The sequence below is a fragment of the Paraburkholderia sp. RL17-380-BIE-A genome, from assembly GCF_046028085.1.
GTDB lineage: Bacteria > Pseudomonadota > Gammaproteobacteria > Burkholderiales > Burkholderiaceae > Paraburkholderia.
Genome location: NZ_JARESQ010000013.1, coordinates 85478 through 98608 on the forward strand (window position 1 = coordinate 85478; position 13131 = coordinate 98608).

General features: G+C 62.0%; 12 protein-coding genes. 8 read left to right on the plus strand and 4 right to left on the minus strand.

All coding sequences use genetic code 11. The annotated features are described in order from the left end of the window. Positions 1 to 69 precede the first annotated feature (69 nt). The gene (locus P0D68_RS22275) at positions 70 to 1086 is read right to left on the minus strand and encodes an ABC transporter permease (protein WP_408302949.1); all 1017 of its coding nucleotides are present in this window, start codon (positions 1084 to 1086) and stop codon (positions 70 to 72) included. After that, positions 1083 to 2594 carry a sugar ABC transporter ATP-binding protein gene (locus tag P0D68_RS22280; protein WP_408302995.1) on the minus strand — a complete coding sequence of 504 codons (1512 nt, stop codon included), beginning with the start codon at positions 2592 to 2594 and terminating at the stop codon, positions 1083 to 1085. Before P0D68_RS22280 ends, P0D68_RS22275 begins: the two co-directional genes overlap by 4 nt. Positions 2595 to 3149: 555 nt before the next feature. Between P0D68_RS22280 and P0D68_RS22285 the strand changes: the two genes are divergently transcribed. The 4 genes from P0D68_RS22285 (at position 3150) to P0D68_RS22300 (ending at position 6627) form a co-directional block, all read left to right on the plus strand. Next, complete coding sequence (locus P0D68_RS22285) at positions 3150 to 3848, plus strand: FadR/GntR family transcriptional regulator (protein ID WP_091804037.1); 699 nt, start codon at positions 3150 to 3152, stop codon at positions 3846 to 3848. A 444-nt stretch (positions 3849 to 4292) separates the two neighbouring features. Beyond that, positions 4293 to 4535 carry a hypothetical protein gene (locus tag P0D68_RS22290; RefSeq protein ID WP_408302952.1) on the plus strand — a complete coding sequence of 81 codons (243 nt, stop codon included), beginning with the start codon at positions 4293 to 4295 and terminating at the stop codon, positions 4533 to 4535. Between the two features lie 29 nt (positions 4536 to 4564). After that, complete coding sequence (locus P0D68_RS22295) at positions 4565 to 5299, plus strand: cupin domain-containing protein (RefSeq protein WP_408184730.1); 735 nt, start codon at positions 4565 to 4567, stop codon at positions 5297 to 5299. Between the two features lie 2 nt (positions 5300 to 5301). Next, positions 5302 to 6627: an NAD(P)/FAD-dependent oxidoreductase gene (locus P0D68_RS22300; protein ID WP_408302954.1), complete on the plus strand. Its 1326-nt coding sequence runs from the start codon at positions 5302 to 5304 to the stop codon at positions 6625 to 6627. Positions 6628 to 6664: 37 nt separating this feature from the next. Here the strand turns inward: P0D68_RS22300 and P0D68_RS22305 are convergent, their stop codons facing one another. Next, complete coding sequence (locus P0D68_RS22305; protein ID WP_408302956.1) at positions 6665 to 6796, minus strand: hypothetical protein; 132 nt, start codon at positions 6794 to 6796, stop codon at positions 6665 to 6667. 205 nt (positions 6797 to 7001) lie between these two features. Next, positions 7002 to 7922 (minus strand): LysR substrate-binding domain-containing protein, encoded by a 921-nt coding sequence (locus P0D68_RS22310; RefSeq protein ID WP_408302958.1) that lies wholly within the window; start codon positions 7920 to 7922, stop codon positions 7002 to 7004. Positions 7923 to 8123: 201 nt separating this feature from the next. Between P0D68_RS22310 and P0D68_RS22315 the strand changes: the two genes are divergently transcribed. The 4 genes from P0D68_RS22315 to P0D68_RS22330 all read left to right on the plus strand — a co-directional run bounded on the left by P0D68_RS22315 (position 8124) and on the right by P0D68_RS22330 (position 12680). Beyond that, positions 8124 to 8528, plus strand: a complete 405-nt coding sequence (locus P0D68_RS22315; RefSeq protein WP_408302960.1) for a RidA family protein — start codon at positions 8124 to 8126, stop codon at positions 8526 to 8528. 53 nt (positions 8529 to 8581) lie between these two features. Beyond that, the gene (locus P0D68_RS22320; RefSeq protein ID WP_408302962.1) at positions 8582 to 9484 is read left to right on the plus strand and encodes a GNAT family N-acetyltransferase; all 903 of its coding nucleotides are present in this window, start codon (positions 8582 to 8584) and stop codon (positions 9482 to 9484) included. A 267-nt stretch (positions 9485 to 9751) separates the two neighbouring features. Continuing rightward, positions 9752 to 11077, plus strand: a complete 1326-nt coding sequence (locus tag P0D68_RS22325) for an NAD(P)/FAD-dependent oxidoreductase (RefSeq protein WP_408302964.1) — start codon at positions 9752 to 9754, stop codon at positions 11075 to 11077. A 145-nt stretch (positions 11078 to 11222) separates the two neighbouring features. Beyond that, complete coding sequence (locus P0D68_RS22330; protein WP_408302966.1) at positions 11223 to 12680, plus strand: aldehyde dehydrogenase family protein; 1458 nt, start codon at positions 11223 to 11225, stop codon at positions 12678 to 12680. Positions 12681 to 13131: the final 451 nt, after the last annotated feature.

Consider the following 13131-nt stretch of genomic DNA (forward strand, 5'->3'; position numbering starts at 1 on the left):
GTGAGGATTTGTTGTCGTACATGGACTTCTCGGCGCTGCAGACCAGCCGGTCCGAAGCGCCGATGGATGTCACCGGCGATTGCGGAGCTGGTCGATCCAGACAGTGCCCAGAATCACCAGGCCGATGATGATTTGCTGAATGAAGCTCGACACTCCATTCATGTTCAACCCATTACGCAGAATGCCGATCACGAATGCACCGATCGCCGTGCCGGAAATCGTGCCGACGCCGCCCATCAGCGAGGTGCCGCCGATCACCGCACTGGCAATCGCGTCGAGTTCGTACATCACGCCTTCATTCGGCTGCGCGGTGAGCAGTCGCGACATCAGCACGCAGCCGGTCACGCCTGCAAGCGCACCGGAGAGCACATACGTGAACATCGTCACGCGCGCGACATTGACGCCGGACAGCCGGGCCGCTTCGGCGTTGGAGCCGACCGCGTAAATATGCCGGCCGAGCGTGGTGCGGCTTAGCATGATCGACACGGCGACGGCGATGACGATCATCAGCAACACGGGGTAGGGGATGCCTGGAAACTTCACGTCCGGAAAGCCGTCCGCCCCGATCGTCTCGATCCTGAACAACGCGCCGTTGCCGAGCACGCCGAAGGCTTCACCCAGCCCCGACACGGGGCGCGCGCCGGTGATTTGCAGTGCCAGGCCACGCGCCACTAGCATCATGCCGAGCGTGGCGATAAACGGCGGCAGGCGCATGCGCGTGACGCACAGACCGTTCACTGCGCCGCACAGCGCGCCGACCACGATGCCGAGCAGCATGCCGACGGTGACCGGCATGCCGGCCTTCACCGCGAGGGCCGCCACGACACCGGACAGCGCGAGCACCGAGCCGACCGACAGGTCGATGCCGCCCGTGATGATGACGCAGGTCGCGGCGACGCCAAGGTAGGCAATCGAGGTCACCTGCAGCGCGACGGTCATCGCGTTGTCTACGGTATGGAAGGCCTCGCTCGTGGACGAGAACACAAGGATCATCACAATCAGGCTGGCGAAGGCGGCAAACTTCTGGATCAGATCCTTGCGCCGTTCGCTGGCAAGCGAGGGGCTGGGACGTGTAAGCGTGCTCATTGCGAAGCTCCCGAGGTGTCCGAAGCGCCTTGGCGTCCCGAGGCGTAATGCATGATTTCTTCCTGACTCGTTTGACGGGTCTCGAGGATCGTTACGAGGTCGCCCTCATGAAAAACAGCCACGCGATCCGTCATGCCGAGAATCTCGGGCAGTTCGGAGCTGATCATGACCACGCCGATGCCTTGCGCCGCCAGCTTGTCGAGCAGTTCGTAGATCGCGAATTTGGCGCCGACGTCGATGCCGCGGGTGGGCTCGTCGAAGAACAGCACCTGTGAATCGCGGAACAGCCACTTGCTGATGACAACCTTCTGCTGATTGCCGCCTGACAGGTTGCGTGCGATCTGCCTGACGCTTGGCGTGCGTATGCCCAGTGCGTCCACGTAGCGTTTCGCAACAGCGGCCTCGGTTGCGAAGCGTATAAATCCCAGGCGGTTCGAGACCGCATCCATGTTGGCCAGCGTGATATTGCTGGCGACGGGCATGTTGAGCGACAGGCCGTTGGCCTTGCGGTCTTCGGACAGGTACGCAATGCCGTGCCGGATAGCGTCGATCGGCGAGCGGATCGCAAGGGTCTCGTGACCTAGCCTGATCGTGCCGCTGTCGGGCAGATCGGCGCCAAAGATCGCGCGTGCCACTTCCGTTCGGCCCGCACCCATCAAGCCGGCGAAACCCAGGATCTCGCCGCGCCGCAATTCGAAGCTGACGGGTCCGAAGACATTCGCGCGCGTCAATTGATCGACCGACAGCAAGACCTCCCCGGTCGGAACGGACGTGCGCGGCGGAAACTTATCTTCGAGCGAACGGCCGACCATGCGTGCGACGACCTTATCGATGGTGGTTTCGCGAAACACGTCTGTCGACACATAACGTCCGTCGCGCATGACGGTGACGCGGTCGACGATCTCGGTCATTTCATCGAGCCGGTGCGAGATATAAATGATTCCGACGCCGGCGCGCTTCAGCTCGTGAATGATCCTGAAGAGCTGGCGGGTTTCCGTCTCCGTGAGGGACGACGTGGGCTCGTCCATGATCAGCACTTCGGCGTCCAGCGAGAGCGCCTTGGCGATTTCCACCATTTGCCGTTGCGCGACCGGGAGCGTGCGCACGAGTGTTCCCGGTGCGATGTCGACCCCGAGCCGGTCGAGGCAGCGCTGCGCATCGGCGCGCAGACGCGCCCGGTCGACGAATACCCCACGGCGCGGTTCGCGGGCGAGAAAGATGTTCTCAGCCACCGACAGGTGCGGCACCAGGTTCAGCTCCTGGTGAATGATGGCGATGCCTGCGGCTTGAGCGTCGAGCGACGAAGCGAAGTGGCATTCGCTGCCCTTGTAGATGATGGAGCCATCGTCGGGCGGGTACTGGCCGCTGATGATTTTCATCAGCGTGGATTTGCCCGCGCCGTTTTCTCCGCATACCGCATGAACCTCACCACGCCGCAAGTCGAAACTGACGCTGTCCAGTGCGACGACGCCCGGGAAGCGCTTGGTCACGCCCGTGAGCCGCAACAACTCGCCGTTCTCGTCGGGCCGTGAGGCGCGAGCGGGCGCATCGGCAGGCGGCGCGTTTGCCGGTTCGGACGCCGAAACAGGGGCGGACGGGGCGGACGTACGATGTTCGCCCGGAGCAACTGCGAGGCGGGCATGACCAGAATGCGGGCGCGCCAATAGAGCGCGGCGCGGCGCGGGCCGTGTCGAGAATTCCAGCAAGGCTGTCTCCAATTCGTGACGCCGCCGGTGGGCGGGTACGTGGTTTTGTTCTTCGCGAAACGAACCCTTAACCGGTGCGGCAGCGAACGGCGGGGGCAAATTAATCATAGGTACGCAGCGAGAATTGGTCAAGCCACTTTTGCTTTGGATGGATAGACCAAGCTGTATTCGCGGCTGGTGCTGGCCGCGATAGGCCCATGGCTCCCACGTCAGAAGCCAGCGCTGGTGGCTAGTTGACGGTCAAGCAGACGGGTGGCCTATAATCTCTATCAAGTCAAATCTAGGCTAATTGGCCTGACCAAAAAGGCGGCGCGGCCAATCGCACGGTGGGCGACACACGGTTTCTAGGGAGGACATTTGACAGGCACCCAACTCAAACAGGTCGAGACGAAACGTCTCTATCAGCACATCGCCGACCAGATACGGGCGCTTATCCAGTCGGGTGGCTTCGCCCAGGGCGCACGTTTGCCTCCCGAGCGTGATCTCGCCCAGCAACTGGGCGTTTCGCGGCCCTCACTGCGAGAAGCGCTGATCGCACTGGAGATTGCGGGCTCCGTTGAGATTCGCCAGGGCTCCGGTGTCTACGTGTGCCGGACGCCCGAGCGTTCGCCGAATGCAACCGTCGCCTTGGGCGAAAGTCCGTCCGAGTTGATGCAGGCACGCGCGGTATTGGAAGGCTCGCTGATCGTGCTGGCTGCCGCGCTGATTACGCCGGAGCGGTTGACCCGCCTGCGCGAGACGCTCGATGGGATGCGCTCGCAGATCAAGGCAGGGCGCTCTCCGCTCGACCATGATCGCGCGTTCCACGTGGGTATCGCAGAGATGACCGGCAATCTCGTGCTGGTCCGGATGGTGACCGAATTGTTCGACGAGCGTCACAGTCCGATTTCAGCGCGCCTTAGCGGTCACGCGGAGACGGGGCAAACCTGGGCAGCGGCACTCGCGGAACATGAGACGATTTATCGCGCGCTCGAGGAGCGCGACCCGCTCGCTGCTCAATCTGCGATGCGCAGCCATCTGAAGGCATCTGAGATACGGTGGACTGAGACGGGATGATGCCCTGAGAGCGTATTTGCACACATGCGTCCGGATAATTTCTTCACGCAAAATCCTGGGGCGGCAAGGGTGATTGCAATTGCTGACACTCGCCGGCTCCTGCGGCGCCTCTAACGCGCGCTGTTCTTTGTAAGCAGTCCCCCGAGCGCGACGTCATCGCGGACCGGCTGAAACTGCGCGCGTTCAGTCTTTCAACTCCGCTGCAGACGGCTAGCTGTTTCGGCAGCCGCGAATACAGTTCTCGAATTCTCATTGATCTGGCAATCGTCTTGGGCCATTCACCGCAGATCATGCCGTTAGCGTTGCTAATAATGGGTGGGTTGCGCTTTTTACCCGCTCAAATCAACGACATCCTGACTTTTTGCGCTGGTTAAATACTCGACAAGAAGTTTCCTTTTCTCCCTACGGAACTTAAGGGTTCACCGTTACGAGGAGACTATTACCATGGTCGCTTTCGAGCCAACGTACATCGCTTTTGACTGCCATGGCACGCCCACGAAGTTCCGCATGGCCGAGATGGCTCGCGAAATTTACGGCTTCGGTTTGCACGGCGTGGAACTGGGAAGGTTCGTCGCGTTCTTCTCCGGCTATCGGCCTGATCACGTGCTCGGTGTACGGAAGCCGTATCGCGACGTGGTCGTGACTTCGGTGCGCCGCGCGTGCACTGCCTTTCGGGTTTTTCAGTGAAATCATCGCGCTATGCGCAGGAGCAAAAAATGACCGTGGCCCTCGTGCTGCATCGCGCCGACGGCGCACCTCTGTCAACCTCGTTCCGCAGGGCGGCGTTCGGCAAGGACGACCCCTTTGCACGACATCGCGAAATCGCGTGGGAAGGACCGGACTCGATGGTCGCGGGTCGGGCCAGCTTTATTGGTGAGCTCAACGTCGCGAGCTTTCCCCACATTGAAACCATCGTCGTGGTGGAAGGACAGCTCACTCTGCAAGCGGCCGGTGAGGCGCCGTTAATGCTCGGTCCGCAAGCGGGTGCTGTCATCGGGGCCGGTACGGCGCTTCGCGTCCTCGCCGAATCCCGCGTGCGGTTCGTGTTCTGTGCGGCTGCCTGCGAGAAACCGACAAAGCGCGGACTTATCCCCCTGCGTGCCGACGCCAACTTCAGACCGTCCGCTTCGCTACCGGCGGAGGTGCTGCTGGGCCCGGCGCCGCAATGCCGAAGCGACAACGTCTTTACCGACGACGGCGCGGAGTACCTCGCGGGCACGTGGGATTCGACGCCTTATCACCGGGTTGTTCGCCCGCATCGCGTGAACGAGTTCATGCAACTGCTGGCCGGCAGCGTGCGGTTCGCGGCGCCTGATGGCAGCGTGCTGTCGCTAGGCGCCGGCGACGCGCTTTTCGTGCCCCGGGGCGCACCGATCGGGTGGGAAAGCAGTGAACGGGTGGCGAAGTTTTACGTTGTTCAAAGCGTCCAGACTTCAATCGAGCGAGATTGATCATGTCCCCTCCGCTGAACCACATCCAGACTTCGCCCACGTTGCCGGCCGCGGCCGACGTGGTCGTGATCGGCGGTGGCATCATCGGCGTCTTTGCCGCCTACTACTTGGCCCGGCGCGGGTTTTCAGTCGCGCTCGTCGAGAAGGGACGGATCGGCGCCGAACAGTCGAGCCGCAATTGGGGCTGGTGCCGGCAGCAGAACCGCGACGCTCGCGAATTGCCGATGGCGAGCAAAAGCCTTGATCTGTGGGAACGATTTGCCGCTGAAACCGGTGAAGACACCGGCTTTCATCGCTGCGGGCTGTTGTATCTCAGTAACGACGAGGCCGAGCTGTCTCGCTGGTCCAGTTGGGGCGACTTTGCGAAGACCGCCGGGGTGACAACCTACATGCTCGATAGTCGGCAAGCCGGCCAGCGGGGGCAGGCGACCGGCCGCGCCTGGAAAGGCGGCGTCTTCTCGCCCAGCGATGGCACCGCTGATCCTGCCAAGGCCGCACCGGCAGTGGCCACTGCGCTCATGAAGCTCGGTGGCAGCGTCCACCAGCACTGCGCGGCCCGCGGCGTTGAATTGGAAGGCGGGCGGGTCAGCGGCGTCGTCACGGAAGCGGGGGTCATCAAGACCAGAACGGCGATCCTGGCGGGTGGCGCCTGGGCATCCTCGTTCTGCCGCCAGCTTGGTATCCGTTTTCCCCAAGCCTCGATCCGCCAATCCATCCTTAGCGTGTCTCCTGTAGGACATCGGTTGCCCGATGCCTTGTTCACCTCGGGCGTGTCCATCACACGCCGCAACGATGGACGCTATGCGCTGGCCATTAGCGGCCGCGCACGCGTAGACGTCACGCCGCAGTTCATGCGATTCGCCCCACAATTCGTGCCGATGTTCGCCAGGCGCTGGCGCAGCCTTCTTCCCGGTGGTCTGGAGGGCATTCGCGGTGGGCACGAAACGCTGAAGCGTTGGCGGCTCGACGCGCCGACACCCATGGAGCGGGTGCGCATTCTCGATCCGAAGCCGGATCTGCCGACCATTGAGGAGACCCACCGCCGCGCCGTCGAACTACTGCCCGAACTCGGCCAGGCAGAGATCACCCACGCGTGGGCCGGCTTCGTCGACAGCACGCCGGATGGTGTTCCCGGTGTTGGCGAAATGCCTGGTATGCCGGGATTGATTCTGGCAGCAGGCTTTTCCGGACACGGTTTCGGCATCGGCCCCGGCGCAGGCCACCTGATCGCGGACCTCGCCACCGGGGCCGAACCTATCGTGGATCCCACACCGTATCGGCCCAGCCGATTCAGCGACTCCGCATGGGGCAAGGTTGCTGATTTCTAGGTCGCAACCCGACTGCGTTGGAGAGTCGAACTCCAGCTCAGCAAATCAACTCGGCAAGCCCTGCCGAGGAGACGACCACGTCGCCGGAAAATGCAGGCAGTTCGTCCGGTATTGGTGCGCCGACGATCAACGGCGCGATGCGCGTCGCGTGCGCGTCGGCCAGCGTCACGCCGCTGTGACCGCTCTACATCGATCAATGCTGCGGGTGTGTTCAGCGACTGCAATTCCATCTGCGACTCCTTGCGATTGTTTGCGCGAGTGGTCTCCCGGCATCAGCATGGCGCCGTGAGGAAAGTGCCGCCACGGTAGGAGCTTCGTGTTCCCTTGTGTTTAACGAAGGATAAACCGACCGTTAAGCCCCATTGAATATCACGTCAGGCACGCCAGGGTACTGGGTCGAAGGCTCGTTTCGCGGCCTCGAGAAACACACGCTGGCGGATCGTCAGGCCATGACGCGTGGGCACCAGGGCCATTACCGGCGCCGGTTCGAGGCGCCATGCCGGCAATACGCGCTTCAGCTTTCCCGCTGCGATCAGCCGCGCGGCGTCCCATTCGGATCGTTCGACAATGCCGAGGCCGTCGACCGCCCAGTCGCTAACGACCGTACCGTCATTCGACGACAAAGCGCCGGCTAGCCGAATCGTGACGGCCTGGTCCCCGCGTTTGCCCGTGCCATTCGGCCGGGTGAAACGCAGGCGCGTAACGTCTTCATCGTTTTCGCGCAACGTCAGGAATTCGTATTGCGTGAGTTCGGATGGATGCTCCAGTTTCGACAGGCGACGCGCAAGGGCTGGGCTCGCGCACAGGAAGCGGTCGTTTGGGGCGAGATAGTGTCCTATCCAGGACGACCCCTTAATGTTGCCGATGGACACGACCGCGTCGGCACCAGCCGCTGCCGTGAGCGGGCTGTCGGACAGGATGAGCGAAATCGCGAGATTCGGGTGTGCGAGATGCAGATCGCGAACCAGCGGCGCCACGTGCGCGCGGCCAAAACCAAACGGCGCGACTATGCGCAAATGACCGCTTACACCTGCCGACTCACTGGAGACGCGCGAAGGAATCGACTCGATCCGCTCCAGGATTTCTATCGCTTCCTGGACAAGCCGCTGGCCTTCGTTCGTCAGCGAAATGCCTCTGGCGGCGCGTGTGGCCAGACGAACTCCCATACGCTCTTCGATGCGCTGAAGACGCACCGTGACAGCGGGAGGCGTGAGATCCAGTAGCCTGGCGGCTGCAGCAAGCGAGTGTGCCACGCCGAGCGCGCGGAACAGGCGCATGTCTTCCAGTTCGATCATTAAACAGCCTTTAACGATGAGTTCATCGGATATTAAACACGACAAAAAGTTTTCTTTCTATAGTGCTGCGTATGGACTTGGGTTTAGCGATGAACTCGCGAACATGCCGGCGGCGTCGCCCGTCGGGCAAACGTGACCCGGCTCGCGCGTCTACTTCACTGAGGTGTGAGGGGCGAGCCTTTTCAAACTTGAGTGGCCTTCATGGATCAACAGGAACACGGTGCCCACTTCCCCCAGACGATGAATCCCGCCGGACTGGCGATGCCGGGCGGGCATTACAGTCACGTTGCGATCGCAAATGGCCTGATTTTCGTGTCGGGTCAACTACCGATCGATCTGAACGGCAGAAAGCTCGCGGATCGTCCTTTCGAAGACCAGGCAGAGCAGGCATTGGCAAATCTTGAGGCGGCGCTTGTTGGTGCGGGCAGCGACGTGTCGAAACTAGCTCAGGTCCGTGTTTATATCGTCGATGTCGAGCATTGGCCGAGCTTTAACGCCATCGATGCGCGCTGGGCCGGCGACGCGAAACCCGCTCGCGCCGTCGTACCGGTTCCGGCGCTTCACTTCGATCTGAAGATCGAGATCGAAGCGGTCGCATTGATATAGCGTGGATTCGGATCGGCACGGCAGTGGGTCAGGGCATGTCTTAAGGCAACCTAATGAAACTGGATTCTCTTATGAGCGCTTTATCGTCAACGACAAATCTTCGCTATCGGAGATTTACTTCGACTGATATACCGGCGGCTCATGGCCTGTCTATGGCAGTCAGTTGGCCGCATCGGCCGGAGGACTGGCAATTTGCCGCTGACGAGGGTACGGGCTTCGTCGCGGAAGAAAACGGTGCCGTGATTGGCACTGCGCTGTGCTGGAAATTCGGAATCGAGCGCGCGTCTCTTGGTCTCGTGATTGTGTCTTCCGAGCATCAGGGGCGTGGCATTGGCCGCAGGCTGATGGAAATGCTGCTCGAAGAACTCGGGCCACGCATCACTTTCCTGCATGCGACGCCAGCCGGTCAGCCGCTCTACGAAAAGCTGGGGTTTGACGTGTGTGGGTCGCTGGACCAGTTTCAAGCGTACGTCGGCGAGACTTCGCCGCTTGCGTTGCCCGACGGCGAAAGATTGCGGGCGGCGACTCCTGCCGACTACCCCGCTCTCATTGAACTGTGTTCGCGTGCTTGCGGGCTGCAGCGCGACGCGATGATGTCCGCATTGCTGAAGCTCGGGGAAAGCGTGGTGCTCGAATGCGACGGCGAAATTACCGGATTCTCGGTGCTCCGTCGTTTTGGCCGGGGCTACGTGATTGGTCCTGTGCTCGCACTCCGTTCTCACGACGACCTTCGGGCGAAAGCGCTGATCGGCTACTGGCTGGCGGGTCGCGCAGGCGAGTTCGTTCGTGTCGATGTCCCCTCGGGAACGAGTCTGCCCGACTGGCTGATCGGACAGGGATTGAAGCGGGTGGATACCGTCGTGAAGATGGTCCGCAATGCGCCTGCTGACATGCATACAGGTGAGCCCGATCCGGTATGGCGACTGTATGGCCTCATTAGTCAGGCGATGTTCTAGGCCTCGCCGCAACAGCTTGGCGTAGCACGAGCCTGCGCTGGGAATGGATAGCAACCCCGGCATGCAGCCACCGGGCTGGCTCGATAAGCGGCTCGATTGCGAACGCACATGCTTGGCAGATGAGCCCGCTTGCCGCCTCGCGCCGCTGACCGTTAAGTCTGCTTTAGCGACCAGCAATTCAACATTCGACAACCTGAGCTTTGTGGTGTTCGACACTCGCCAATATACGATTCACCGAATATACGACTCAGGAAGGAGCTCTAGCAGATGCGCGTACCGTTGACCCGCGTCGATACCACCCCGAGCTTGCCCGACAGCGCTGATGTTGTCGTGATCGGTGCGGGCATCGTCGGTGTATTCACAGCATGGTTTCTGGCGAAGCGGGGCGTGAAGGTTTCGCTCATCGAAAAAGGCATAGTCGGGGGCGAGCAGTCCAGCCGGAACTGGGGCTGGTGCCGTCAACAAAACCGCGATGCGCGCGAATTGCCGATTGCGACCGAAAGCCTGCGGCTATGGGAGCAGTTTGAAGCCGAGTCTGGTGAGACCACCGGTTTTCGCCGCAGCGGCCTGCTGTATCTGAGCAACGATGACAGCGAACTCGCCACCTGGACGCGCTGGTGCGAATTCGCACGCACGGCGGGTGTCAGGACGGAGGTGCTCGGCAGTAAACTGGCAACCGAACGGGCTGCTGCGACCGGACGCAACTGGAAAGGCGGCGTGTTCGCGCCGACCGACGGCACCGCCGATCCGGCCAACGCTGCGCCGGCGGTGGCTCGCAGCATCATGAGGCTGGGCGGAACGGTTCATCAGAACTGCGCCGCGCGGGGGATCGAAACCGAAGGCGGTCGGGTCAGCGGTGTGGTCACTGAGCATGGCACGATACGCACGAAGATCGCGGTGCTGTCCGGCGGCGCATGGGCTTCCACGTTTTGCCGGCAACTGGGCATCCGTCTGCCGCAGGCGACCATTCGATCTTCTGTCATGGCGGTCTCGCTGCGCCGGGGCACGTTGCCGGATGCGCTGCACACATCGGGCATTACCGTCACGCGACGCGGTGACGAAGCGTATTCGCTCGCAATCAGTGGATTGGCAAAGCTCGATCCCACGCTGCAGAAGATCCGCTACGCAAAGGACTTCATGCCGATGTTCGGACGCCGCTGGCGCAGCCTCAGTCCGGGTAATCTGGAAGGCGTGCGCTCCGGTCATGAAGGAGCCGGGCGCTGGCGACTCGACTGCCCGAGCCCTATGGAAAACATGCGGGTGCTGGACCCCTGCGTCGATGAAGCCACGCTCAAGGAGATTCGCAAGCGGGCAATCGATCTGTGTCCGGTGATCCGAGAGAGCCGGGTCACCGCATCCTGGGCAGGCTACATTGACATGACACCGGACGGCGTTCCCGCTATCGGCGAAGCGAAGAAACTGCCGGGGTTCGTGCTGGCCGCTGGCCTGAGCGGCCACGGCTTCGGCATTGGGCCCGGGTGCGGTCATCTCGTCGCGGATATGGTCACAGGCGCGCCGCCGATCGTTGATCCCGAACCCTATCGTCCGGAGCGATTCGAAGAGTCGGTGTGGGGAAAGGTCGCCGACTTTTAAGAACGGATTTATCACCTGCCCGACGGAGTAAACCGGCTCGGACCGCAGCCACGAACGTTAATCAGGCTGCCATCCCTTGCCACCTCGTTAAGCCGCGGCTTTAGCCTTTTTGTGAGCGCACGGTACTACTCAAGGACACGTTGCAATGAATTCACCTGTTCTTCACCTGAAGCAAGCAGGCCGGCTGGACCGGCTCTTTATCGACGGCGAATGGATTGCCCCCGCAGGTGTTGCGCATGCGGCGGTCGTGTGCCCGTCTACCGAAGACACGCTCTGCGAGATTCCACTTGGCGACGCACGTGACGTCGACCGCGCCGTGCAAGCCGCGCGCAAAGCGTTCGTGCGATGGTCCGTGACGTCACCGAAGGAGCGCGCTGCGCTGCTGGACCGCGTTCATGCGTTGATCATCGAGCGTGCCGAACTGTTCGCCCAGGCGCTGACGATGGAAATGGGCGCGCCGATCAATTACGCGCGCGGCGCGCATGTGCCGCTCGCGGCCGAACATATCCGTGTCGCGCGGGATAATCTGGCAAGTTACCCTTTCCGCGTCCAGCGGGGAACGACTGCGGTCGTGCGCGAGCCGATCGGCGTGTGCGCGCTCATCACGCCGTGGAACTGGCCGATTTATCAGATCACGGCCAAGGTGGGACCGGCGCTTGCAGCCGGCTGTACCGTGGTGCTGAAGCCCAGCGAGTTGTCTGCGCTGAGCGCCTTGCTGTTTGCGGAGGTCATCGCCGACGCGGGCATTCCCGCTGGCGTATTCAACCTCGTGAGCGGCACGGGCCCTGAAGTGGGAGCGGCGCTCGCGTCCCATCCGCAAGTCGATATGGTGTCGATCACAGGTTCGACGCGGGCGGGTGTGCTGGTCGCCCAGGCAGCCGCGCCTACTGTCAAGCGCGTGGCCCAGGAGCTTGGCGGCAAATCCCCCAACATCGTATTGCCGGATGCCGATCTGCCGCGTGCCGTGTCGCTTGGCGTCGCAGCGGCATTCCGCAATATGGGGCAATCGTGCAGCGCGCCGACCCGCATGATCGTGCCGCGCAGCATCGCGGCCGAGGTCGAAACGCTGGCGGTCGCGGCGACGGAACAGATGATCGTCGGTAATCCGTTCGCCGAAGCGACGACCCACGGCCCGCTCGCCAATCGCGCGCAGTTCGGCAGGGTGCAGCAGATGATCGAGGCAGGTATCGACGAAGGAACAAAGCTGATTGTGGGCGGCACCGGAAGACCGGTCGGATTCAGCAAAGGCTTTTACGCGCGCCCGACAATCTTCTCGGATGTCCGCGCCGATATGACCATTGCACAGGAGGAGATCTTCGGGCCGGTTCTCGCGATTCTTCCTTACGATACGGTCGAAGAAGCGATCACCATCGCGAACGACACGGTGTATGGCCTCGGCGCGCATATCCAGGGCAAGGACAGGGAACGCATGCACGCGGTCGCCGCTCGCATCCAGTCAGGCCAGGTGCATCTGAACTACCCGGCATGGGATCCGCAGGCGCCGTTCGGCGGGTACAAGCAGTCTGGGAATGGACGCGAGTACGGGATCGAAGGCATGGAAGAGTACATGGAGGTAAAGTCGATCCTTGGGTACTACGCATGATTCGTGGCGAAGCGCGCAGTGACGCTGCGAGCTCGGATGCGCTGATGCATGGCGACGGCGATAAGGCTGATCGCCAGGTCGGGCGTTCTCCGGCACGGCGGAAGTTTTATGGTTTCAAAGTGGCCGATCCCGGAAGTTGTTTGGTTGATTTTCCGGCAGTTAATCGAGTTCCTCTACACGGACATTGCCGTGGTCGATGTCGTGATGCCCCCATCGACCGCATGTGGCTTTCGAGCGCCCTTTGCGCAGCACCATGGCTAGCCCACGTTCCCGTGATTTCTTTCCGTCGTTCATGTGCTGCGCAACCTGCCGGTGCACCGATAGTTGCGCAAGAAATCAGGCACGAATGGACCGATCGACCTGATTAACAGACTGAGGCCATAGTGCACCCTTGGTCCGTTGTGCTCTTTCGGCGGGAAATGCGCGGCCGCATCGGACTGTCGACCCATCG

Bases quoted from the DNA above. Each gene is read 5' to 3' on its own strand.
- P0D68_RS22300 (WP_408302954.1), top strand. From the start codon at position 5,302: ATGTCCCCTCCGCTGAACCACATCCAGACTTCGCCCACGTTGCCGGCC.
- P0D68_RS22320 (WP_408302962.1), top strand. From the start codon at position 8,582: ATGAAACTGGATTCTCTTATGAGCGCTTTATCGTCAACGACAAATCTT.
- P0D68_RS22330 (WP_408302966.1), top strand. From the start codon at position 11,223: ATGAATTCACCTGTTCTTCACCTGAAGCAAGCAGGCCGGCTGGACCGG.
- P0D68_RS22295 (WP_408184730.1), top strand. From the start codon at position 4,565: ATGACCGTGGCCCTCGTGCTGCATCGCGCCGACGGCGCACCTCTGTCA.
- P0D68_RS22325 (WP_408302964.1), top strand. From the start codon at position 9,752: ATGCGCGTACCGTTGACCCGCGTCGATACCACCCCGAGCTTGCCCGAC.
- P0D68_RS22275 (WP_408302949.1), bottom strand. From the start codon at position 1,086: ATGAGCACGCTTACACGTCCCAGCCCCTCGCTTGCCAGCGAACGGCGC.
- P0D68_RS22310 (WP_408302958.1), bottom strand. From the start codon at position 7,922: ATGATCGAACTGGAAGACATGCGCCTGTTCCGCGCGCTCGGCGTGGCA.
- P0D68_RS22315 (WP_408302960.1), top strand. From the start codon at position 8,124: ATGGATCAACAGGAACACGGTGCCCACTTCCCCCAGACGATGAATCCC.
- P0D68_RS22290 (WP_408302952.1), top strand. From the start codon at position 4,293: ATGGTCGCTTTCGAGCCAACGTACATCGCTTTTGACTGCCATGGCACG.